Raw genomic sequence first — 25,358 nt, forward strand, 5'->3', positions numbered from 1 at the left:
ATCATTTTTACTCCAGTACGCTGATAATCGTTTCAGCCACTTCATACAACTTCTGATTACTGTCCATAGAACGCTTACGGATAGCCTCGTACGCTTCCTGTTCACTAACACCCTTTTGTGCCATCAATAAGCGCTTGGCTTTCTCGATCAGTCTATTCTGATCCAGTTCTGACTTGGTCTGTTTCAACTCGTCTTTCAAAGCCTGATATTCTCTGAAACGTGCAATTGCCACACTCATAATCGGCTTTACGCGTTCCATATCCACACCCTTAACAATATAACCGCTCACGCCTGATTTTATGGCTTCCTGAATCACGGTTTCGTTATCTTCGTCTGCAAACATCACTACGGGCAGCGGATTATGCTCATTCAACAAGTACATACTTTCAAGAATATCTCGATCCGGTGATTCTGTATCAATCACAATCATATCCGGCATAATTTGCGCTACCTTCGCCAACAAGTTCGGCCCAGGTTCTACACGTGAAATCACTTCATAGCCATGATCCAACAACGCCTGCGACAAAATAGCAGAACGCCCGGAATCATTATCCACTAGCATGACTTTTATGGTTTCGTACTTGGTCTTAGACATTCCCTTGTCGCCTGTTTAAGTCACTCACATTCATGTTCAACTCGTCTTATTGGTTTACGTTTGGCTTACCAAAAACAAAAAATGCTCATCCCTTTCCTCAATATACAAGGAAACGGTATGAGCATTTCTATACTTATTTCATATTTACCTTTGATAATAGAAACAACCAAACCAACTTCAAATTTATGTTTCAAAAACAATAGATTAAAATAAGAACTGCATTTTTTAACTTTTTTCTATTGCCTTTTATCATCCCATCTTGTCTCATCTTGGTGCAACCTGCCCTTTCCTGCTCAAATGATTTGGCAAACAAATTAACCACCACTTATATAAGCACTTGATTTGTATATGGTTAACCTTCTCTGGTTTAGATATTTCTTATCTGGTGTTTATAGTTTGAGTAAAGACGCTCACAGAAATTCGTTTGATACTAAATTCAAATGAAAACTTTGTGGGCGTTTTTTATTGGCGCAGCAAAAGCAGAAAGGGGTTTCAAACGTTATGGAAACGCTAGAACAAGAAAAAGATTTTGAACATCTCGGCACACTGGTTATAAAAATGGACGCTTCAGGTGCATTACTCGAAATGAACGATGCATTTATAGAAGCCTGCGAATACGATCGCTCTGCACTTTCAGCAAATAACTTCTCCCAACTTATACATCAAGATACGCCCAAACGCTTAATAACAGATATCTGGCAAACACTCAAAGAAGGAAAACCATGGGTTCAGGTCTTAAAAATACAATGCCACAACGACAAATATATTTGGACAGAAGCCAATATCGCGCCAGTATTAGAAAATAACAAAATCGTTGCAGCCCTTGCCGTACTCAAACCTTTATCCGATCAAACTTTTGTCCGCACAACTGAACAAGCCACATCACTTTATAAGAAAATACGCCATGGTCACATTAAAAACGGTGTGCTCCTTACCCCCATGCAAAACCTGTGCTTATTCCATAAACTTCATCCCATTAACCTAATGGTAAGCAGCATTGCCCTGCTCGGTATAGTCGGCACACTGGTGCAACTGAACATCATAAATCTACCAGTCTGGGGTATTCCGGCACTCAATGCATTTCTCTTTATTTATGCTTTAGCGGGTAGAAAATACGCCTTTAATCGTTTGGGGAAAGCCAAAGTCCTTATCGATAAAATGCGTCAAGCCGATTTTAATGGCCAGGTGGATTACTATGGTAACCACTCTTTGAGCAAACTGGTTTCTGCGGTCAAAATGATGCAAGTTCAGCTCGGTGCAACGGTTGAAAACGCCAAGGCGGAGCTTAACCACAGCACACGCATCAAATCTGCTTTAGACAGTGCCTCTGCCAATCTCATGATGATCAACAATAAAGGCAAAGTGCTGTACTACAACAACGAATCCAAGAACTTTTTTCTACGCCATGCAGCAGCATTCAAACAAGCTTACCCAGACTTTAATCTCGAAAACTTAATCGGCCAATCCTTAGCAGGTGTATTCAAAACCGATATGTTTAACAAGCTAAGCAATAGCACGGAAGAAGTCGAAATCGAACAATCTTTTGCCAACCTATTGCTCCACCTTAAAATCAAACCCGTTTTCGATGCACAGCAGCAAATCATTGGCTCCGTCGTGCAATGGGAAGACCTCACCCAACAACGCAAGATAGAAGAAAACCTCAAGTCCACGTTACAAATGGCCTCGTTAGGCCATACCGCTTTAACAATAGATACACAAGATCTATCCGGTTTCTTCTTGGACACATCCAACAATATCAATGCGCTACTGAGTGAACTGAATCAAATTATCGAAAGCATGGTCTTTGTGATGACCAAACTCGCCACGGGTGATTTGCAAGGCCGCATAGAGAAAAGCTTGCAAGGATCTCTTGCTGCGATGAAAGGCTCTACACACGTTTCATTGGATAACCTAAGTGCCATTGTTTATTACATCAAACAATCCGCTGAAATGGTCAGCACAGCCGCAAGCGAATCTGCAAGCACTTCTCTTGATTTGTCCGATAGAACACAAAAAGCAGCCGCAGCACTAGAGCAAATCAACACCACCATGCAAACCGTACACAGTCAGCAAACTGAAAATACGCAAGAACTGATGCAAATCAATCAACTTGCAACCCAGACACTTGAGAAAAACGCTTTTGCCAAATCGGCACTCGAATCGACCGTTACCGCTATTGACGATATGCAATCCACCTCGGAAAGAATAGCCAACATTATCGGCATGATTGACGGCATAGCTTTTCAAACCAACTTGTTAGCATTAAATGCTGCCGTTGAAGCTGCCCGCGCAGGAGAACATGGCCGAGGATTTGCCGTGGTAGCAGGAGAAGTACGCACCCTTGCTCAAAAATCTGCTTCTGCTTCTGCCGAAATCCGTCAACTCATTGAAGAGTCCATTGACAAGGTTCACCAAGGCGTCAACAAAGTTCAAGAAACTAACCAAGCATTTGACGAAGTTAACCAAAGTGTTTCCACCATCGGTAACTCTTTATCAGAAGTGGTTTCATCTATTGAACAACAGCAAACAGCCGTTGCCAGAATCGCCGAATCCATCAACTCTTTGGATGACAATCTACAAAGTAACGCGGCATTGGTAGAAGAAACTTCCGCTGCAGCCGAATCACTAAAAGATCAAGCCGTGCTACTTAGACGAGAAACCGACAAGTTCACCATAGACACACAAAGAGCCAAAGAGCTGATTCAAACCACACCAGATATTTCAGGCATACGCATCTCAGATGTGCGCCAATCCATGCGCATCTGGAAAGCCAATACCCAAGCCTATCTGAACGGTGTCAATGTGCCTATCGACCTGGAACACATCTCCGACCACAAAGCCTCTGCCGTCGGCAAGGCCATGGCACAACTACTGCATTTCCAACCCAGTATCGCCAGTATGGTCGAATATCAGAAAATGGATAAACTACACGTGCATCAACATCAACTGATAGCTGAAATTCTTAAATTGATGGATCACAACAACGATGCCGAAAACCTCAAGCAAAAAGACGCTCTGCTCGATGAGTTCGTCGATACTTCCGATGCATTGGATGCCGCGTTAAAAGAGTTGGATTTAGGCATCGCACATAACGCAGACGCTATACCCGTGCCCGCCCAACTCAGCGCATAAAACCCGCATCACTTTCGCTTGTCATTTTGTTAAGATGACAAGCAAGCAAACCTTGTGATGACGGCAACCATGTTTCTTTATCTCAGCTCAGCTATTTGTCAAAAACACAACAATAGCTGGGGGCACCCAGAAAGTCCCGAACGCATTGTTCATATCGAACAAGCCCTTCAAGATAGCGGCATGATGCAATATGCCATTGCCCAACCTTTCTCTCCTGCTACTGATACCGATGTGTTGCGCGTGCACCACCCTAAAGTTTGGCAAACGCTCAAAGACAACCTGCCACAAAACGGCTTTGTCAAAATAGATGAAGATACCGGCATGAATCCATACAGCTTGGATGCCGCGCTGATGGCCAGTGGTGCTATGCTCGCTGCCATTGATGGCGTGATGAACAATCAAGCCAAAACTGCCTTCTGCAATATCCGACCACCTGGTCATCATGCAGAAATCAAACGGCCAATGGGGTTTTGCCTTATCAACCACATTGCCATCGGAGCCGCCTATGCTTTAGACAAATACAATCTAGAGCGCATTGCCATTGTCGACTTTGATGTCCATCATGGTAACGGTACAGAAGACTACATCCGACAAGAACCCAGAGTCAGTTTCGTTTCCAGCTTTCAAGAAAATATCTTTCCCTTCACCAATCCGATTTCCGACATAGACAACATGCTCAAACTCCCTCTAAAAACGCAGAGCGATGGCAAAGTGTTTATGAATGGATGGCAAGAAGGCTTTGAATTTGTCAGAAACTTTAAACCGCAACTTATCCTCGTTTCAGCAGGTTTCGATGCTCACCAAAAAGACCCTCTCGCCAGTCTCAATCTAACTGAAGACGACTTCTATCATTGGACACAACAGCTTGTAGAAATTGCAGATAATGTTTGTGAGGGCAAAATCGTTTCAACACTTGAAGGCGGCTATGATTTAGAAGCTTTAGCCAATTCAGCTACTGCACACGTCAAAGCCCTTTTAAAACAGTAAAATCTACCAGACTGGGTTCAGCCTAAAACAACTAAAGCTTTTGATTCTCTAATCCAAATCCGATTAATTGAATCTTTATCCCTCACCCCAGCCTGGCAGATTTTAGTGTAATTTAACTCTGACCCAATTATTGTATTAACCTTCTACTTTACTTTCAGGCAATTCCAAGGCGACATCTTTGAACGAGGCTAAGGCGGCTTCTAGGTGCTCAATAATTTCTTGTTGTAAAACATCTGGAGGAGGTAAGTTATCCAGGTTATCCAAACTATCATCTTTAAGCCAAAATACATCAAGGCTTGCCTTGTCGCGATTGATTAATTCATCATAACTATAGTATTTGAATCGTTCCGTTTCTTCTCTTACATGACGATTTTGAGGGTTATAGCACTGAATAAAATCTTTAAGATCACTTAGCGTCATTGGGCGTTGCTTTAATGTAAAGTGCTTGTTAGTTCTTAGGTCGTAGAACCAAATACCTTTGGTGTGTACTTTTTCATCACGAGCGGCATTGTCAAAAAACACAACATTGGCTTTAACACCATTAGCATAAAAAATACCTGTAGGCAGTCTCAAAATAGTGTGAACATCGCAGTTATTTAACCATTTACGGCGAATACGCTCACCTGCCCCGCCTTCAAATAAAACATTGTCTGGCAATACAACGGCTGCTTTACCTGTGTCTTTTAAGCTTGCAACAATATGTTGTAAAAAATTAAGCTGTTTGTTTGTTGTTGTCGCCCAAAAATCTTGGCGTTCATAGGTTAATGCTTCTTTATCCTCTCCTCCATCAGCATTAGTAATCGTCATGCTGCTTTTCTTACCAAATGGAGGATTTGCTAAAACATAATCGACTTTTTCTGTTGGCTTATTTAGAAGTGCATCGGCTCTTTCTACTTCAGGCTCACCGTCGATACTACCGATATTATGTAAGAACAAGTTCATCAAGCACATACGGCGAGTGGAAGGAACGATTTCATTACCCCGAAATGTTTCGTCACGCAAAAACTTAACTTGGTCTTTGTTTAATTTCGATTTTGCGATGATGTTTTCATCATGCTTAGATGGATTCCAATGGCTCATGCCTTTTTCAATCCATTGCTCATCACCGTATGTAATCCAATCACTTGCCGTTAAGAAAAATCCTCCCGTCCCGCATGCTGGGTCAGCAATCGTCTTTTTCGGTTCAGGGCGAACACATGCGAGCATTGCATCGATTAGTGCGCGAGGTGTGAAGTACTGGCCGGCTCCACTTTTAGTGTCTTCCGCATTCTTTTGCAGCAAACCTTCGTATAAATCACCTTTAGCGTCAGAATCTAAACTAATCCAGTTTTCTTCATCAATCATTTTAACAATACGTGCTAACTTTGCAGGATCAGGTATTTTGTTTTCAGATTTATAGAAAATAGCGCCAATCATGCCGCTTTCTTTAGCTAGGCTCTTTAAAACCTTTCTGTATTGTTCTTCTAGCTTCTCACCCGTTAAGCCTTGCAAAGTTTCCCAGTTATAATCGGTAGGAACTTTAGTGTCTCTAGAGTATGGTGGTTGAGCATATTCATATGCCATTTTTAAAAACAATAGATAAGTCAACTGCTCTAAGTAGTCGCCATAACCCACACCATCATCACGTAATGTATGACAGTAATTCCAAACTTTTTGTACTAACGCTGGTGCGTTCATAATTTATCCATCAAATATACTATATTGTTTAATTTATAGTGACTTATGCGCATTCTAAGATGTCTTCAACCCACTCTCTATTTTGATAGCCTTTTACCATTTTTTTGGCGAACACCGAAAATGGAGCATCAGCGACAATTAACCTTGCTAAAGAATCTACAACCGTTTCAAAACTTTTCCCTACTGAATCAATTCCAGAATTGAGGTCAGGGTATAATTCATCACCGGTTTCAATCAAATCCCTAATCTCTAAAGCCAACAACCTTCTTTCTTCATTTAAATCAGGGTGATCTAAATGATAATAACTTATTGAATCAATAACTCTTTGATTCTTAGTTTTTTCGTTAGGGTATTTAGGTCTTGGACGCCCATCATCACAAAAATCTAATAAACTAGCATCTGTTGCTTTACATGGGTCCAGCAAAACAAAAGCCTCTGTATTTCTTTGAATGCGATTTGTTGCTCTACTACCTGAAAGTAAAGGAAAATGATCTCCTTTACCCTCGCTTTCTCCTGTTTCAGGATTCGTTCTAATACTGTTACAAAAGGTACAAGCGAATCTGAAGTTTTCATAATCTAGAGCAAACCACGGGTAAATGCTTTTAGGTCGAAAGTGGTCGACCGTATTGTCTGACCTATCTTCTCTTGATTCACAATACCAACACTTGTTATTAGATAACTTTTTTAACGCTGGCTTCAACTCAGACCAAATAGACTGGCCCGTTTTAGCCTCACAAACTCCTTCATCAATATCTCTTTGTTTGATCTGCGCCTTTGTTCTCCAGCTTTGTGAAGGGTTTAGTTTACGAATATCAATCCATCTCATTCTGCCCTCCTTCTTGCTTTAACTTCAACATAACTTTCTTAATCAGATTTTTACTAGCCGCTCGCTTCTCTTCAGAAGGTAACGAGTCCATTTGTTGATTATCTTCAGCTTGTGAATCAAATTCATATCGAGCACGCAGATATTCTTCAAATACTCTGTCACGGTTAGAAAACCTGAAACCTAGATTATCAAGCTCTAAGTTAATTTCGTTCAGTTTTGATTTCTCAATACTAGTTAATGCTTCATCTTTAGCCGTTATTTGTCTCTTACTTTCAAGCAGCTCCTCAGTATAACTATCTACTGAAGAGGCCAAACCAAACATATCGCTGGTAATAATTCCCGCATAGCCCATACCTCTTGGATCAAAACTGGGTTTATGTGATTCAATTATCCTTGTTTCTTCATCCCTACTCAAGATTTGGACTTGATCACGGTTTAATTCAGCTATCGCGATAGGGTTATGAGTCGTTAGTACTATGTGGCTATTGTTCTCACCTTCTGAACCAGAAGTAACAAATTTATTAAGATAACCAATATAATCAACGCTCCATTTAGGGTTTAAATGAGTGTCTGGTTCATCTAATAAAAATAAACTTTCTTCCTCTGCGGTAAATCTTAATAGCCCTAAAACTGTGAGTAACTGCTGCTCTCCTTCACTTAACTCACGGAAAGTAACGGTACCATCATTTTTTTTAAGCTTTACGCGAATGCGAACTTCACTGATTAACTCAGATACATAGGTACTTTCAAGGTCACGGAAAAAGTCTCTAGGCTCTTGATCTCCGACTAACTCATTCAGTTTGCCGATATCTTTGATAAACATGTAAAGGTATTCACGCTCTTTTTTATTCCATAAAGTCGCTTCATCTTTTCGTTTAATTTTGATGGGAGCCGTAGATACTTCATGAACTCGGTCTAAAAAACCACGAACAACACCTTCTGCCCCCCAAAATATATCAGGCTTATCTTTACATGCGCCATGCATCCCTCTGGGAGTTTTACTCTTATTTAGATTCCATGACGGTTCATTGAGTTCAAGTAAAACAGAATCAATACTTTCAGCATTTTCATCAGTCTCCAACCCTAATTGCGTATCAAGAAACTGTCTGACTAAATCATCTTGTTTAAGAACAAACGCCAATAGAACAAATTGGCTATGGACAGGTAGGGCGTAAAACAGACGTCTTAAACCTGGGTCTTCAGATTTAGCATTACGTAATTTACTATCATATTGCTGTAGATACGGGCGAAAAACAGATTCCATTCTGTCGCTATGACCAGAATAATAGCCGAAAATATATTTTGGTAAAAAGTTATCTTTGCGCTTTTTAAAGTCAGAAAATTTCATTGCTGATAATTCAGGATTCTCTGTTAATACACTCAGCAAGTCAGCTTGCACAGCTTGTTCAGCTTTATTTTCTCCCAAATCTTTATAGCTAATTTTATACGCATCTTTTAAACGATCAGGGTCGGCATCAATTTCAATTTCTTTTTCATGGCAATAATAGCGAAGTGTATAAGCAAATGAAGGCTTATCACTTTCTTTTTTGTCGTTCTTACCCATAATTAAATCACGAAATAGTAAGGCCAACGCCTCAAGTACGTTTGATTTACCCGTTCCATTCCAACCAATGACTAAGGTGATCCACTCTTCTTCTTCAAAGTCGATAGTGACGTTTTTCAGGTTTTTAAACCTTTGACGTTCACCTTCTCGCTCTGAACCTATGGTAAATGAGGCTAACCGCATTAGTCTTCCTTAACATCGTTCTTAATAAGTTTTAATTGATCAAAACCACCGGTACGCTCAATTTTGATTTTTCCTTCTTTTTCTAGCTGTCTTAATTCTGTATAAACTTCTTCTATGCGATCAGTTGATGTGCCATCAACTACGCCACATTTTTTAAAGGCTTCTTGCGCATCAATCCATCTATCTTCAGACGTTAAAACTTCTAATAAAGTATCCATTACATTAACTTTTTTTTTAGTTTGACGAGACTTTCTTGGTTTAACCTTTTTGGCTAACTCAACTCGTTCTTTTTTAATTTTTTCAAGTAACACTGATGCGTGCTCATCATTTGGGTTTTGTGGTACAAGCTGACCTGAAAAAGCTGATTTAAGAATATTCTTACGTTGAGCATCCGACTGCTTCAAACCAAACGATGCAGCTTTGTCTTGCCTATCGACAGCATCCAATTCATTGGCCACTCTTTCTATCAATGCTTTTTGCTCGCCCAAAGAGGGAAGAGGGACCGCTAATGCACCCAATTTTGTCCCATTTACATTCGCTTGCCCTGCTGTTTGATTCATTACTTCAGCAATCCATTTTTTACCCAAAACGGAATTGATGTAATGAGCAGCAATTTCAGGTAAAAAGTGTTCCGTAAATGTTACAGCGATCAGATAAGATGCATATGAAACAGGCTTACCAATATCTCTGTAAATAGCCGTCTTACCTACAAGTTCAGCACTATTGGTTCGATTAAACAATAAATCTCCGTCATTCAGCAATAAACTTGGAAACTCATTATGGTCAACAGGCAAAAATTTTAGCTGATCATAATCTAGCTCTCCATTCTGAATATTCCCCATGCGCAACACTGGAACACCTGAGCTATCATCATTAGTTTTTGATGAAGAACCATAACGCTTATTCACAGCCAATTGATCTATTGTCGCCCAAACCCAACCGTCAGGTAAAATAGGTAACCCTTTAGTGTCTGGTTTTACTGGTTCAGGATATTTCTCTTTCCAGCCTTTAGTTGGTTTTTTTTCTTTGGCTTTAAATTCTTCCAGCTTTTGTTGTTCCCATAGTGCGCGACGTTCTTTTAGAATTCGCTCTAAGAGTTTTGGGCCAGTTTCTTCAGTTTTATCGGAATTTGCTTCTCGCCATTGCTGAGTAAGAGTACCTTCAACAGCACTTTTTAACAATGATTGACGGTATTGTGTGAGCTTGAGTTGTGCAACTTTTAACTCAGAAATCCCTGAATCTAAGTCAGAAAATAACTCTTCAATTTTTTCAAAAATCCTTCCTTGTTCCTTCAGAGGAGGTATAAATGTTTTATGGGCTAAAAAAGGGCCTCTATTAATATGCTTCATAGTACTACCATGCAAGTGTTCTGTATCAAGCATTTGTTTAATTGCAATTTTCATCCAATAGTAAAGTAAACCCGGATGAAATAGTCTAGTATCAGGAATGACTTTAAAAATATGTTGATTTAACCACGCCCTTTCACCACGCCAAATAAAAGCGTCTAGGGTAGCGGACCAACTAACAAGTAGATCCCCACTATTAACTTTATATACTTCAGGAAAGTCCATTTTGGTGTAATTAAATGGCTTATTTTGATTAGTTAAATTTTGAATCCTAATAATTGGAGTTCCAGCCTCACTTCTATGAGCAGGTTTGAAAGCAAATCCATTAATGTATTCAGCTAAATCTCCTATGCTCGCCTCAACCCAACCCTTCGGTAAATATTCAATTTCACTCACGCAATTAATTCCTGATTCATTTCAGTCAAAAGACTGTCTAATTCATATTCAAACAAGCCCCACGCTTTTTGTAGTCCACCATTATCTGAAAATGGGCTATAGTCAAAATCGTCTCGTTCAATAGAGCAGCTGGCAGCAATATGATCTTTAATTAATCTTAACCATTGGGTTTGTTGCTCTGAGAAAGCGGTTGAACGTTGGGCATTATGGCGAAAAATCCATTTTTTAAATTTAGCATCAACCTGTTCAGCAAAGGGCTTTAATTCAGCATCAAGACCGATCGCAAATCGAACGAGCGAGATTATATCGGCTATCTGCCTTTGATTGTTACTACTTTTACTATTTGTAGCGTTAATGCGCTCGTATGCATTCCACAATTTTTCTGTCGTCAATAGCAGAGGAGGTTTATTAAGCACTTGGTGCAGCTCCTCAACCATTTCGAATGTTAAACCTCTGCGTTGATATGGCTGCTGATAAAAAAAGCTTAATGCTTGAATATCGTCTTTATGTTGTTCGATAAAGTCTTTAAAACTCTTAATCACTTGCTCAGCATTATCTGCCGCATGGCTGCTATAACCAGAATAGGTTACCGTATCTAAATTGATATGATCAATAAGCTGCTCACGCTCTCGACGTGCAGATTCAATCGTCTCCCGTGTTTCAGGGTTATCAAAGCATTCGCAAGCTTTATCAATCAGCTGTACTTTAGCAGTATCGCGCTCTTGGTCTGTTAAGGTTTCTTCTGTACGATCAACACCCAAATTTTTAGCATTATCGATGGCTTGCTTATTAATGGTGTCTGGATCTATCGCCATAAGCAGCTCTCTTGCTAATTGAGGTAAAGGCTTACCAGCTAGCTTTGCTACTTTGTCTAAACCGCGCTTATCTAACTGCTTGCTTAAACGAGTGAGTCTATTGGCTAAACTTTGAATTGTATCGTCATCTCTATGACCCATTGCTACGCCTTGCAATAGATCCTTCATTGCAAGATTAGGATTTCGCTCTAATGGACGACTTTCAGTTTTGAGAGATTTTTCTACGCCTACTGCATCAATCAGAACAAAGCGATCTTTATCGCATGTGGCGCTTTTACTGACATTATGAAGGTCTTCGTAACTTAAGCTTCTAACACCACGACCCTTCATTTGCTCATAATAACCTTTGCTTCGAACATCTCGCATGAATAACAGGATTTCTAATGGTTTAACGTCGGTACCTGTTGCGATCATATCTACGGTCACGGTAATACGTGGGAAAAAGTCATTGCGAAAATCATTAAGAATGCCATCAGGATCTTTTGCACTGTAGGTAACTTTTTTACAGAACTCATTACCTTGCCCGTATTCTTCTCTCACTATTTGAATAATGTCATCAGCATGGCTGTCTGTTTTGGCAAAAATCAACGTTTTAGGAACTTCTTTACGAGTAGGAAAGATTTCTGTTTCGACTGCTTTTTTCATTGCACGAATGACTTGTCGAATTTGACTGATATTTACAACTGATCGATCAAGTTCTTTGCTGGTATAAGCACTGTCTTCTTCAGCCTGCGCCCAGCGCTTTTTGCGTGTAAGTTTATCTCTATGATCTAACCACTCTTTGGCTTTAAGCTCTGCACCTTTATCACCAATTTCAGTTTCAATCTCATACACATCATATCCAACGTTTACCCCATCAAGCACAGAATCCTCATAACTATACTCAGCGACTATATTTTCATTAAAAAAACCAAATGTACGTTTATCAGGTGTTGCAGTTAAGCCTATAGTGAAAGCATCAAAATAATCTAACACTTGTTTCCATAGGTTATAGATAGAACGATGACATTCATCAACAATAATAAAATCGAATGTTTCTATTGGAACTGCCGGGTTATATTGGACAAACTTAGCTTGCTGTTGATTTTGCTTAACTTCATGCAAGGAAGTATCCTCGGCACTTTCGTCAATAGGACTACCGCTTAGGATCGAATACATACGCTGGATAGTACAAATACAAACCTCAGCAGCACTATCTACGGTGTTACTACTTAACCGTTGCACGATATGGTTTTCATGAAAAAACGTTTGTTTACCCTGAGGCTTGAAAGCGTGAAACTCTTGCTGTGCTTGTTTTCCAAGATTACGCGTATCCACTAAAAACAAGATGCGCTTAGCTCCCCCATGATTAAGTAATCGATAAACTGCATTGATCGCAGTAAAGGTTTTACCAGCCCCAGTGGCCATATGAATTAGTGAACGGGAACGATTTTCTGATAATGATTTTTCTAGGCCAGTTATAGCACTGACTTGGCATTCACGTAAATTTGCCTTTGGTAGGCTTGGCATATTCTCTTTTAAACGTGTGCGCAGAGTTGATTCTTGTTTAAACCACTCCTGTAGGGTTTCTGGTTTATAAAAGTGAAATATCTCTCGGGCTCTTGGAGCGGGATCTCTTAGATCGGTAAAATGAATAACTTGGCTAGTTGCTTCAAATAGAAAAGGAAGAGGCTCTTTATCTTTACGATATTTAATATTGCTTGTTGCATATCTGAGAGTCTGCTCTTCAACTTGATTTAAGATAGTTTGGTCTTTCTTTGCCTCGATAACACCAACTGCTGTACGATTTATGAATAAAAGGTAATCTGCAGGACCTGTATCTGTAGGATACTCTCGTACAACTACGCCCAAACCTTCGCCGAGGTTAACTTTAGGCCATGTTTGAACTTTCCAGCCAGCGAGATTAAGCTGCTCATCAATTAATACGCGTGCTTGAGTTTCTGGTTTTAAACCATAGATATCCATTCAGTTAGCCCAGCTTTTTACATATAGAAATTACTTATTAATTTATTCAGATTTTGAAATTGTTGATTATCAAATACCAACAGTTATATTAATGGCTAGAGAAATCGTTTTCTAGTTAATTTCTGCTTTATCTACCCCCTTTAAAAAGCTGCTTTCACACATAGCACTAAATCAGCACACGTAGATTTATAGAGTGTTCAGAGAGTTGATACTTGTTAAGAGTCCTTCCATAACTCTGAGAATATTCTGATTATAGTTAAGTGTTACGGACATTTAACCATCAAAATTACAACGATATGCAAATGTGAACCCAACTGCCAACTCTACAATGGAGAATTTTAGACATAAAAAAACCAGACATAAGTCTGGTTTTTTGTATTTGGTAGCGGGGGCTGGATTTGAACCAACGACCTTCGGGTTATGAGCCCGACGAGCTACCAAGCTGCTCCACCCCGCGTTAATGTTGTGCGTATTATAGGGTGTTACAGAATTATTGCAAGTCGAATTTGGGATTAATTCAAAAAGAGCGTATTACGCGCTCTTTTTTGAAGAATGAATAAACTGTTTGAGGTTGTATCTGTAGATAAAACCAGGAAAAGCGAAGATGGCGAACATAAACAAAGTGACTACATAAAACTGCCAATCTTGCTCTTTGACATGCCCCATTACTTTATTTTGTAGCAGGTAACTAAATCCACCCATTACAAGAAAGTAAAGGAACCATTCTGCTAGGTTAATCCAAACACTTTTGGTTGGTACTGTGATAAACACAAATAGCTTGTTTTGCAAAATCCATGGGACATTTGCTAATACGATAGCTGTAGAAAGTAGAATCCAAACAGCAGCATCTAATGACATATTTTTTACCCTTTTAACAAAAAGCCCTAAGGTTAGTTAGGGCTTTTGGAATCTTATAAGCTGTTATAGCAAAGCGAAATCAGCGATGAAGGCATTAAACCTAGTATCAACAGCGCAATAGAGAAAAAGCTTACTGCCCAATTTAATTGGTTACTAACTGGTTCTGCCTTAGCGTTGTCATCTGGTTCATCAAAATACATAGTTTTGACAACTTTCAGATAGTAAAACGCACTGATAACCGCGGTAACAACAGCGTAAACCGCTAGCCAAACAAAGCCTGACTTAACAGCCTCTTCAACAACGGTTACTTTTGCATAGAAACCGATAAACGGTGGAATCCCTGCCATAGAGAACATAACAAACAACATCATTAGCGCTAGCCAAGGATTTCGTTTATTCATGCCTTTGAAGTCAGAAACTTTATCAAAGGCATTGCCTGTTCTAGCAAGTGCTACGATCATACCGAAACCAGCAACACCAGTAATCGCATAAACAATGATGTAGAACATTGCTGCTGAATAACCATCAGGTGTTGCAGCAATGATCCCTAACAACATGAATCCCACGTGCCCGATACCAGAGTATGCCAGAAGACGTTTTAAATTGTCTTGAACAAGTGTGACGATTGCACCAACTGCCAAAGATAAAACGGAAATCATGACGATAAGCGTTTGCCAGTCGTGAACTAACCCTGGAAGCCCTTCTATCAAAATACGATATAGCATGGCAAAACCAGCAAGCTTAGGTGCTGTACCCATAAATAAGGTTACGGCTGTCGGTGCTCCATGGTAAACGTCTGGCACCCACATGTGGAATGGGACGGCACCCAGCTTGAATGCTAAACCAATCACAACAAAAACAACACCGAACGAAAGCACAACATCGTCTGCTTTGCCTGATGCGATGACTTCTGCCATTTTTGAGAACTGGATTTCGCCAGTAGCACCGTAAACCATCGAGAAGCCGTATAGCAACATACCTGTTGCCAAAGCACCTAGTACGAAGTATTTCATCGCGGCTTCTAGTGCAAACTGATTGTCTTTACGCATGGCAACCATTGCATAGATAGCCAAGGACATAATTTCCAAACCTAAATACATGGTAATTAGGTTGTAGGCAGAAACCATAACAAACATACCTAGCACACCAAATAGACCCAGTGTGAAGTACTCGCCTTTATAGAATTTCTTTTGTAGTAAGTATTCTCTAGAGAAGAGGAAAACCCCTATCGAGATTAAAACAATAAACAGTTTTAACACATCACCAAAAGTGTCTCTTACAAAGCTTCCACTAAAGGTGATGATTTGTTCGGTTGCAAAGCTCTCTATGATGAGATAACCAACAACCACCAAAATAACTTGAGTTGCATAGTAGGTTGCGAACTCATAACGTTTTGACCAAATCGTATCGGCAACGAGAAGCAATGACGCCAAAACCAGTAGTACGATTTCCGGCATTGCGGGTGCGAAACTTGGGATTACAAAATTCATCTGATTCACTCACCTATCTTTTATAGTTTTGACGTTGTCGCTTGAATCAATAGATTCTCGACAGAAGTATGCATTACATCAATGACTGGCGCTGGGTAAATACCTAGCAATATGACTGCAACAGCTAAAGTTGCCATGATTGCGAACTCGCGTGAGTTCAAATCATTCAATTTAGCAACGTTATCATTTGACACTGGACCAAAGAAGACACGTTTTACCATCCAGAGCGTATATGCCGCACCGATAATTAAGGTGGAAGCCGCGATAATACCGTACCAAGCGTTGGCCTTAAAGGATGACAGGATAACCATGAATTCACCAACGAATCCTGATGTCCCTGGCAGACCTGCGTTTGCCATTGCAAACAGCACGGCAAAGAAACCAAACCAAGGCATTTTGTTAACAACACCACCATAAGCACTGATTTCACGCGTATGCATACGGTCATAAAGCACACCAATCATCAAGAACATGGCGCCAGAGATGAAACCATGCGAAATCATCTGAATCATCGCACCTTCCATACCAATCATAGAACCTTGCGTTGATTGCGTGTTTTGTAGGATGTCAAACACTAGGAACATCCCCAATGTAACAAAGCCCATGTGTGAAATCGATGAGTAAGCAACCAGCTTTTTCATGTCCTTCTGAACCATTGCCACCAAGCCGATATAGAAGATGGCGATTAATGATAAGGTGATGACCAACCAATCTAATTCCATAGACGCATCAGGCGTAATCGGCAAGCTGAAACGCACAAAACCGTAACCACCCATCTTCAACATAATGGCAGCCAGTACAACAGAACCTGCTGTTGGAGCTTGAACGTGCGCATCTGGCAGCCAAGTATGAACAGGGAACATTGGCACTTTAACTGCAAAGGCAATCAAGAACGCCAAGAAAATCAAGGTTTGCGCTGTCATGCCTAGATGCATACCTTGGAAATCTAGGATTGAGAAGCTACCTGATTGGAAATACATATATAGGAAACCAACCAACATGAATACCGATCCAAAGAAGGTATACAAGAAGAACTTGATGGTTGCATAAACACGTTGTGGTCCACCCCATTTACCAATAACGATAAACATTGGGATCAACAATGCTTCCCAGAAAACGTAGAACAAAATCCCATCTAGTGCTACGAAAACACCAATCATGAGACCTTGCATAATCATGAAGGCACCCATGTATTGTTCAACACGTTCTTTAATAATTTCCCACGCAGAAGCAATCACTAAAATCTGAGTAAAAGTCGTCAACAACACCAACGGCATTGAAAGACCATCCACTCCTAGATAGTACTGAATGTTAAATTGCGGAATCCAACTGGATCTTTCAACAAACTGCATTGCTGCGGTTGTTTTATCAAATTCCATCCAAAGTGGTAAAGATGCAAGAAAAGTCAGTACCGAAACGATTAATGCGATCCATTTTGCCAACTGGTCTCTGTCGCGACCGACAAACAAAACAATCAACCCACCAATTATAGGTAACCAAATCAGGGTACTTAAAATAGGAAAACCAAATATCATCTAAAAAATTCCCTTATCTTCTTATTTTTACCACAATACCCAAACGAGCATGCCTAGTAGGCCAAAAATCATTACAAAAGCGTAATGGTACATATATCCAGTTTGTGCTGTTCTTAAAGAAGCAGCCATCCCTGCAATTGATGTAAATGTATTAGTCACAATACCTGTATCAATTGTTTTAACGTCAATTCCCTTCCAGAAGAATTCACCCAACTTACGCGCACCGCCAACAAAAACGATTTCGTTGAAACGGTCGAACCCATAAGCATGTCGCAAAACATAGGCGCCACGGAAACAGACAACTTTTAGTTTGTCGGTTAATCCCGGTGCTTTTAGGTATAAGAACCAAGCTAGTAGGACACCAGACATAGCTAAAACAACAGGTAAAGTCGTCAAAGCATGAATAATCATGTCAAATGGTCCATGATAATGATGCGCATAGATTTCGCCCAAAACATCATGTTGTGGTAACACTTGAATTGCATCTGCAAAATAGCTGCCTGAAAGTACGCCTCCAACCAACGGGAAACCAATCAACATAGCAGGTATCGCCAACATAATTAATGGCAAAGTCACCACCCAAGGAGATTCTTTAATTTCATGTGTTTTCACATACTCAGATTCTTCACCATGGAAAACCAGGAAGAACATTCTAAAGCTGTAGAACGCAGTAACGAATACACCGACATAAAGTAGCACTTGCGCATAACCAGCTCCGAATATGTGAGAGTCACCTACAGCCATTAAGATGCTGTCTTTCGAGAAGAAACCAGAGAATCCAGGGAAACCAATCAATGCTAGGTTACCAATCAATAACGCAATATAGGTAATTGGCATATATTTACGCAGCCCACCCATTTGACGAATATCTTGAATATGGTGCATGGCAATAATCACCGAACCCGCTGCCAAGAACAACAATGCTTTGAAGAAAGCGTGTGTCAAAACATGGAACATACCTGCCGCATAAGCAGACACACCCAAAGCGGCTGTCATATAACCCAACTGAGAGAGTGTTGAGTAAGCAACGACACGTTTGATGTCATTTTGAACCATACCCAATAGCCCCATCATAAAGGCTGTGGTCGCACCAATAATGAGTATAAAACTCAACGCAACTTCAGATAGCTCATAAGCTGGCGATAAACGCGCAACCATAAAGATACCAGCTGTAACCATTGTTGCCGCGTGAATCAATGCGGAAATAGGTGTTGGACCTTCCATTGATTCTGGTAGCCATACGTGCAAAGGCATCTGTGCAGATTTACCCATCGCACCAATAAACAACAGAATCGTCATCACCGTAATCATTGACCACTCAGTGCCCGGGAACAGACTCATCGTAGTATCTTTATGAGCTGCTAATCCATTGAAGAATTCGTTGTAATCCAAGGTATTGAAATACATCACGACAACAGCAATACCCAAGATGAAACCAAAGTCACCAACACGGTTAACCAAGAAAGCTTTTAAATTGGCTTGAATTGCAGACTCTCGTTTCATGTAGAAACCGATCAGAAGGTAAGAAACCAAACCTACCGCTTCCCAACCGAAGAACAACTGAAGGAAGTTGTTTGCCATTACCAATGACAACATTGAGAAGGTGAACAACGAAATATAACTAAAGAAACGCTGATAATATGGATTTTTGTGATCGTAGTCTTCGTCATGATCCATGTAACCAATGGTGTAAATGTGAACCATTAAAGATACAAAAGTAACAACCAACATCATGGTTGCAGAAAGACTATCAATCATATAACCAGCTTCAAAACGAATGCCATCCGAAACTAGCCAGGTGTATAACGTGTCGTTATAAACTGCATGCCCCTGCCAAACAAATAGGTAGAAAACATAGAACGATAAAATCGTTGAAACAGCAACACTGAAAATCGTTACCGTATGGGCACCACGACGCCCAATGCGACGGCCGAATAAACCAGCCATCAAGCCACCAAACAGCGGTGACAATAGAATAAGAGTTAAAATAAATTTTAATGCCATCTTTTAAATTATCCCTTCATTGAGCCGAGATCATCAACATTGATGCTCTTACGGTTACGGAAGACCAACACAATAATCGCTAAACCAATTGCGGCTTCAGCTGCAGCTACCGTCATAATGAAAAATACAAAAATTTGCCCAGTGACATCATTCAAATAGTGAGAGAAGGCTACCAGGTTGGTATTAACCGCCAATAGCAATAACTCGATAGACATCAATAAAATAATGACGTTTTTTCGGTTAAGGAAAATACCTGCCATGCTAATCATGAACAAGATGGCCCCAAAAATTAAGTAATCTGAAAGCGCTATCATTCGTCCTTCCCCTCTTGTTTTTTCACGTCTGCTTCAACAACCGCATCCATTTTAACCATGTGGAAGCGATCTTCAGCACGCACTTTAACTTGCTTATCAATATCCTGATACAAAACTTCAGTTGTTGGACGATGGCGTAACGCTAGCGTAATCGCAGCAACAATACCGACCAACAACAAAACCGCTGCAAGGATAAATGCATAAGCATGCGTAGTATATAGAGGCACAGCAATCGCTTTTGTATTGCTATAGTTCTCTGCAAATTCTTTTGGTGATGGATAGTGTGATAATCCAAACCTATCAGGGCCAAGCACTAAATACATTAAGGCAAAAATAGCGATGGACACTAAAACACCTAGTGGTAAATAGCGAGTAAAGCCTTCCTTAACCTGTGCAATATTGACATCCAACATCATCACCACGAATAAGAAAAGAACCATTACGGCACCTACATAAACCAAGATAAGCACTAACCCTAAAAACTCAGCTTGAGCCGTTATCCAAACACCCGCCGTAGAGATAAATGCCAACACCAGCCATAACGCTGCTTTAACAGGGTTTTTGACACTGATCATCATCAGCCCTGAAATCGCTGCAATACCAGCTAGCACATAAAAAATAAATTGTAAAAATGTCATCTAATGTCTCTCTTGGTTTTCATTAACGATACTTAGCGTCGGCTGCTCTATCGGCAGCAATTTGCGCTTCGTGCTTATCACCAAAAGCCAACAGCTTTTCTTTTGTCATAATATGAGGCCCTCTTTCGTGGAACTCATACTCAAAAACACGTGTTTCAACAACCGCATCTACAGGGCATGCTTCTTCACAGAAACCACAGTAAATACACTTAAACATATCAATGTCATATTGCGTTGTACGACGTGAACCATCTTCTCTTTCTTCCGATTCGATGGTAATGGCGTTTGCAGGACAAACCGCCTCACACAATTTACAGGCAATACAACGTTCTTCACCATTCTCGTAACGACGTAATGCATGGTGACCTCTAAAACGAGGAGAAAGCGGTGTTTTTTCTTCAGGGTAACGAACGGTAATTTTCTTCTTAAACAAGTATTTACCTGTTACCGCAAGACCTTTGAATAATTCAATTAATCCAAAGGTTTTAACTTGATGTTTCAAAAATGCAATCATGATGAACCTCTATTAATTGAACCATGGGCCAAGTTTGACGTATTCCATGATCATCACCACGAACACCCATACGATGGTTACTGGAATAAGCACTTTCCAGCCTAAACGCATGATTTGGTCATAACGATAACGTGGGAAGGTCGCACGGAACCACAAGAACAAGAATAGTAAGAAAGCTACCTTAGCAAATAACCAAATAAAGCCAGGAACCCAACCGAATACCGTTTCTAACCCTGGAATGCCATCAAATGGAGATAACCAACCACCCATGAACATAATCGCAGTCATGAATGAAATCAGAATCATCATTGAGTATTCAGCTAGGAAGAAAACTGCAAATGCCATCCCTGAATATTCAACATGGAAACCGGCAACGATTTCAGACTCCCCTTCCGCGACATCAAATGGCGCACGGTTGGTTTCAGCTAAACCTGAAATAAAGTAAACAAAGAACATTGGTAGTAATGGGATCCAATACCAGTGCCAGAAGCCACCTTTTTGCCCATTCACAATATCCGTTAGGTTCATGCTGTCAGCAACCATCAATACGGTTACCAGCGCAAAGCCCATTGCAATTTCATAAGAAATTTTCTGTGCAGACGCACGAAGCGCGCCTAAGAATGCATATTTAGAGTTGGATGCCCAACCAGAAATAACAATACCGTACACACCAATGGAGGCTACAGCCAATACATAAAGTACACCCGCATTGATATTCGCAACCACAACACCGTTTGCATCAAATGGAATAACAGCCCAAGCAGCAACCGCAGGTGCAATAGCCAAAACTGGTGCAATGATAAACAAGTACTTGTTTGACTGGCTAGGAATAACCACTTCTTTGGTCATCGCTTTAACTGCGTCAGCAATTGGTTGTAGCCAACCACCAGGTCCAACACGGTTAGGCCCCATACGAACTTGCATATAACCGATAACTTTACGCTCAGCATAAGTCAACCATGCCACCGTAATCATAACAGGCATGATAACGACAACAGCTTGAACCAGTAGAGTGATAAGTACGGCTAACCAGTCGAAAAGGAAAGAAGACAGCCAAGCTTGTAATGAATCAAACATAATGACAAATCTCCTTAGTAAGCAACAGTTGCATCAGGCGTCGCTTGCAAAGATGCAGAACGACGCACGAGTGCATCTACCGAATAAATTGAAACTAACGGTGCTGAAATTAAGTCTTGAGACTTATCAGCATCCAATGATATATCTGCATAGTTAGCAGCAGGTGTTTCTGAATCCAGCACTTCAGCAAGCACTTGGTTAGAATGTGTTTGTTCAAACCCTTCTAGCTCAAACATATTGCCCAGTACACGGAAAATCTTCCACGCTGCTTTAGCGTCACCTTGAGGTTCAACAGCCATTTTAAAAGACTGTTTCAGACCTGTTGCATTAACATAAGTTCCGGCAGTCTCAGCAAACGTTGCGATAGGCAGCATAACATCAGCATAGTTGCGTTGTGCTTCTGTATCGAAGGCTGTCAAGTTAATGACTAAACCTGCTGCTTGCATCGCCTGCAAGGCAAGGCTGCCATCTTGAACATCATGCTCAGGCTCAATACCCAAGTTAATGAACGCTTTCAAATTGCTTGATAACATTTCTACCGTATTCAAACCACCCTCTTTTGGAACAAAGCTTGCCAGCTGTGCACCAACATCATTTGCAGCAAGAGGTAGAACACTGAACGTAGCTTGTGTGGCGTTCGCAATATCATCACACAACTTAACAAGCTGCGAATAGTTTGGATCCATTTGCGCAATCTGCCCCAGCATGATTGCTGATGGGCTGTTATTTAAATGGGTTGCAATCTCTTTATGCATATCTGTTGCTTCAACAGCAGCCAAATACTCAGGAACATTACCCTTCATTGATGTTGCTGCTTTAGCAATTCCTTTCAACTCTTCAACAAGGTTCGTATTCACCAAAGCTTCAACGTCATAATTGAATTTAAAATCATAAGGGTTAACAGCAAAAACCTTAGCGCCTGCCAACTGTGCTTTGCGCACACGATGGTTTAGCATAGGTAATTCTTTTCTTAGATAACTACCAACAAAAAGAACAGATTTTAGCGACTCAACTTCTTCTAAGCTGTGATTGAGCTTAGGCCCAGCCTGGCAGATTTTATCCATTGAGAAATCAACTTGGCGCAAACGGTGATCCAAGTTTTGAATACCAAGACCACGTGCCAGTTTTTGCAATAAATGCAATTCTTCTAAAGTAGAAGATGGCGAAGCCAATACACCAATTTCATTTGGTTCTGTCAACTGTGCTTTTAAAGACTTAACGACAAATTCAAGTGCTGTTTCCCAATCAACCGTTTTCCATTGACCATTTTCTTTGATCATTGGAGCTGTCAAACGATCTTCACTGTTAATCCCTTCGTAAGAAAAACGATCGCGATCAGAAATCCATACTTCATTAATGGCTTCGTTTTCATCAGGGACGACACGAAGCACTTTGTCATTTTTTGTATGGATAATAATGTTTGAACCAATACTATCGTGAGGTGCGATAGATTTATGAGATTTGAGTTCCCAAGGGCGTGCTGAATAACGGAAAGGCTTAGATGTCAAAGCGCCTACGGGACATAGATCGATCATGTTACCAGACATCTCAGATGAAATTGACTTATCAATGTAAGTACCGATTTCCATCCATTCACTACGGCCTGTCGCACCAAGTTCCATAATCCCGCCGACTTCCTGGCCAAAACGTACACAACGTGTACAGTGAATACAACGAGTCATATCCGTATGAATCAAAGAACCGATGTTTTTATCACCCAGAATACGTTTGGCTTCAGAGTACTTGGATACATCATCACCATATTCCATGGCAACGTCTTGCAGCTCACACTCACCACCTTGGTCACAAATTGGACAATCTAGTGGGTGATTGATGAGCAAGAATTCCATCACTGATTTCTGTGCAGCAACGGCTTTAGAGGATTTAGTAAAAACTTTCATCCCATCCGTCACAGGTGTTGCACAAGCAGGCAATGCCTTTGGTGCACCTTCAACTTCAACCAAACACATACGACAGTTTGCCGCAATGGATAGCTTCTTGTGATAACAAAAACGCGGAATCGAAATTTGAGCATCATCAGCGACATCAATTAACATATCGCCTTCACGTGCTTCAACAACTTTTCCGTTTATCTCAATTTTAACCATAATTAAAACCTAAATTGGGAACCTGTAAGTAGGAGTCCTGTCACTGGTTGGCTTAAGCTCTATCAAAGATGCTGCAACCGTGCTCAATATAATGACGGAACTCATGTTCATAATGATCTAAGAAGCTGCCAACTGGTATCGCAGCGGCATCACCTAAACCACAAATTACGCGTCCCATAATTTTTCCTGAAACATCTTTTAACAATTCGATGTCTTCTGGTCTGCCTTTTCCTTGTCTAATACGGTGAACCACACGATACATCCAACCCGTACCTTCACGACAAGGCGTACATTGTCCACATGACTCTTCATAGTAGAACCATGTCAAACGCTCCAATGCTTGAACCATATCAGTCTGATCATCCATAATGATGACTGAACCAGCACCTAAGAAGGAACCAGCTTTAGCAATAGAGTCATAATCCATATTCATTTCCAACGCTTTCTCGGCTGGAAGAACTGATGTAGATGATCCGCCAGGAATAACCGCTTTAAGCTTACGATCTTTCCAAACGCCACCAGCAAGTTCTAATAAGTCTTTAAATGGTGTTCCCATTCTGACTTCAAAGTTACCTGGGTTATTCACATGCCCAGAAACTGAATAACATTTCGTACCACCTGCATTAGGTGCACCTATGTCTGCGAACCAATCTCCACCTTTTGCCAAAATCATTGGGATAGAGGCAAGGGTTTCCGTGTTGTTAATCGTTGTAGGCTTGCCATATAAACCATAGCTTGCAGGGAAAGGCGGTTTAAAACGTGGCTGCCCTTTCTTACCTTCAATAGACTCGACCAAAGCGGTTTCTTCACCACAAATATACGCGCCAGCGCCTAGGTGAGTGTACAAATCAAAGTCGAAACCAGAACCTAGAATATTTTTACCTAACAATCCAGCTTCTCTTGCTTGGTTAATTGCGTTGTCAAAACGCTTATATGGCTCCCAAAACTCGCCACGGATATAGTTGTAACCAGCACAAGCACCGATAACATAACCAGCAATCATCATCCCTTCAACCAACTGGTGAGGGTTGTAACGCATAATGTCACGATCTTTAAACGTTCCAGGTTCACCTTCATCCGAGTTACATAGAATGTACTTAGGACCTGGTGCATTGCGGTTCATAAAGCTCCACTTCAAGCCAGTTGGGAAACCTGCGCCTCCACGACCACGAATATTGGATGTCTTTACTTCATCAATAATTTCCTGCGGTGAGATTTCACCTGCAAGCACTTTTTTCCAAACCTCATACCCACCATTAGCAACGTAGGTATCAATATCCCATGAGTTTTCTAAATGATTTAAACGGTAACAACATTCATTCTGTGGAATCATC

At 40.6% G+C, this 25,358-nt stretch carries 18 protein-coding genes and 1 tRNA gene; 2 read left to right on the plus strand and 17 right to left on the minus strand.

The window, feature by feature from the left end; translation table 11 throughout:
* Positions 1 to 7: 7 nt before the first annotated feature.
* Positions 8 to 595, minus strand: a complete 588-nt coding sequence (locus N745_RS0107045) for an ANTAR domain-containing response regulator (RefSeq protein ID WP_024851420.1) — start codon at positions 593 to 595, stop codon at positions 8 to 10.
* A 465-nt stretch (positions 596 to 1,060) separates the two neighbouring features.
* Between N745_RS0107045 and N745_RS0107050 the strand changes: the two genes are divergently transcribed.
* Positions 1,061 to 3,727, plus strand: a complete 2,667-nt coding sequence (locus N745_RS0107050; protein ID WP_024851421.1) for a methyl-accepting chemotaxis protein — start codon at positions 1,061 to 1,063, stop codon at positions 3,725 to 3,727.
* 57 nt (positions 3,728 to 3,784) lie between these two features.
* On the plus strand, positions 3,785 to 4,714 hold the full coding sequence (locus tag N745_RS0107055; protein ID WP_024851422.1) for a histone deacetylase family protein: 930 nt from the start codon (positions 3,785 to 3,787) through the stop codon (positions 4,712 to 4,714).
* Between the two features lie 135 nt (positions 4,715 to 4,849).
* Here N745_RS0107055 and N745_RS0107060 read toward each other — a convergent pair whose 3' ends face one another.
* From N745_RS0107060 to nuoF, 16 genes are all read right to left on the minus strand, one after another.
* Positions 4,850 to 6,391, minus strand: a complete 1,542-nt coding sequence (locus N745_RS0107060) for a class I SAM-dependent DNA methyltransferase (RefSeq protein WP_024851423.1) — start codon at positions 6,389 to 6,391, stop codon at positions 4,850 to 4,852.
* Positions 6,392 to 6,434: 43 nt separating this feature from the next.
* Positions 6,435 to 7,217 carry an HNH endonuclease gene (locus N745_RS0107065; protein WP_024851424.1) on the minus strand — a complete coding sequence of 261 codons (783 nt, stop codon included), beginning with the start codon at positions 7,215 to 7,217 and terminating at the stop codon, positions 6,435 to 6,437.
* Positions 7,204 to 8,964 carry an AAA family ATPase gene (locus tag N745_RS0107070; RefSeq protein ID WP_024851425.1) on the minus strand — a complete coding sequence of 587 codons (1,761 nt, stop codon included), beginning with the start codon at positions 8,962 to 8,964 and terminating at the stop codon, positions 7,204 to 7,206. Before N745_RS0107070 ends, N745_RS0107065 begins: the two co-directional genes overlap by 14 nt.
* Positions 8,964 to 10,706, minus strand: a complete 1,743-nt coding sequence (locus tag N745_RS0107075; RefSeq protein WP_024851426.1) for a restriction endonuclease subunit S — start codon at positions 10,704 to 10,706, stop codon at positions 8,964 to 8,966. The genes N745_RS0107070 and N745_RS0107075 overlap by 1 nt, the downstream gene beginning before the upstream one ends.
* Positions 10,703 to 13,486 carry a type I restriction endonuclease subunit R gene (locus N745_RS0107080; protein ID WP_024851427.1) on the minus strand — a complete coding sequence of 928 codons (2,784 nt, stop codon included), beginning with the start codon at positions 13,484 to 13,486 and terminating at the stop codon, positions 10,703 to 10,705. The genes N745_RS0107075 and N745_RS0107080 overlap by 4 nt, the downstream gene beginning before the upstream one ends.
* Before the next feature lie 380 nt (positions 13,487 to 13,866).
* Positions 13,867 to 13,943: transfer RNA gene (locus tag N745_RS0107085), tRNA-Met, on the minus strand.
* A gap of 74 nt (positions 13,944 to 14,017) precedes the next feature.
* Complete coding sequence (locus N745_RS0107090; protein ID WP_024851428.1) at positions 14,018 to 14,344, minus strand: DUF2818 family protein; 327 nt, start codon at positions 14,342 to 14,344, stop codon at positions 14,018 to 14,020.
* A 53-nt stretch (positions 14,345 to 14,397) separates the two neighbouring features.
* Positions 14,398 to 15,834: an NADH-quinone oxidoreductase subunit NuoN gene (gene nuoN, locus N745_RS0107095; RefSeq protein ID WP_024851429.1), complete on the minus strand. Its 1,437-nt coding sequence runs from the start codon at positions 15,832 to 15,834 to the stop codon at positions 14,398 to 14,400.
* 20 nt (positions 15,835 to 15,854) lie between these two features.
* Positions 15,855 to 17,369: an NADH-quinone oxidoreductase subunit M gene (locus N745_RS0107100; protein ID WP_024851430.1), complete on the minus strand. Its 1,515-nt coding sequence runs from the start codon at positions 17,367 to 17,369 to the stop codon at positions 15,855 to 15,857.
* A gap of 27 nt (positions 17,370 to 17,396) precedes the next feature.
* Entirely contained in the window at positions 17,397 to 19,373 is a 1,977-nt protein-coding gene (gene nuoL, locus N745_RS0107105; RefSeq protein ID WP_024851431.1) for an NADH-quinone oxidoreductase subunit L, read from the minus strand.
* Positions 19,374 to 19,381: 8 nt separating this feature from the next.
* Positions 19,382 to 19,687: an NADH-quinone oxidoreductase subunit NuoK gene (gene nuoK, locus N745_RS0107110; RefSeq protein ID WP_024851432.1), complete on the minus strand. Its 306-nt coding sequence runs from the start codon at positions 19,685 to 19,687 to the stop codon at positions 19,382 to 19,384.
* The gene (locus tag N745_RS0107115; protein ID WP_024851433.1) at positions 19,684 to 20,325 is read right to left on the minus strand and encodes an NADH-quinone oxidoreductase subunit J; all 642 of its coding nucleotides are present in this window, start codon (positions 20,323 to 20,325) and stop codon (positions 19,684 to 19,686) included. The genes nuoK and N745_RS0107115 overlap by 4 nt, the downstream gene beginning before the upstream one ends.
* Before the next feature lie 22 nt (positions 20,326 to 20,347).
* Positions 20,348 to 20,839, minus strand: coding sequence for an NADH-quinone oxidoreductase subunit NuoI (nuoI, locus tag N745_RS0107120; protein ID WP_024851434.1), 492 nt, complete (start codon positions 20,837 to 20,839; stop codon positions 20,348 to 20,350).
* A gap of 12 nt (positions 20,840 to 20,851) precedes the next feature.
* On the minus strand, positions 20,852 to 21,916 hold the full coding sequence (gene nuoH / locus N745_RS0107125; protein WP_024851435.1) for an NADH-quinone oxidoreductase subunit NuoH: 1,065 nt from the start codon (positions 21,914 to 21,916) through the stop codon (positions 20,852 to 20,854).
* Positions 21,917 to 21,930: 14 nt separating this feature from the next.
* Positions 21,931 to 24,024: an NADH-quinone oxidoreductase subunit NuoG gene (gene nuoG / locus N745_RS0107130; RefSeq protein WP_024851436.1), complete on the minus strand. Its 2,094-nt coding sequence runs from the start codon at positions 24,022 to 24,024 to the stop codon at positions 21,931 to 21,933.
* A 52-nt stretch (positions 24,025 to 24,076) separates the two neighbouring features.
* Positions 24,077 to 25,357, minus strand: a complete 1,281-nt coding sequence (gene nuoF / locus N745_RS0107135) for an NADH-quinone oxidoreductase subunit NuoF (protein ID WP_024851437.1) — start codon at positions 25,355 to 25,357, stop codon at positions 24,077 to 24,079.
* Position 25,358: the final 1 nt, after the last annotated feature.

It is taken from the genome of Hydrogenovibrio kuenenii DSM 12350 (genome assembly GCF_000526715.1).
In the GTDB taxonomy this organism is placed as follows: domain Bacteria; phylum Pseudomonadota; class Gammaproteobacteria; order Thiomicrospirales; family Thiomicrospiraceae; genus Hydrogenovibrio; species Hydrogenovibrio kuenenii.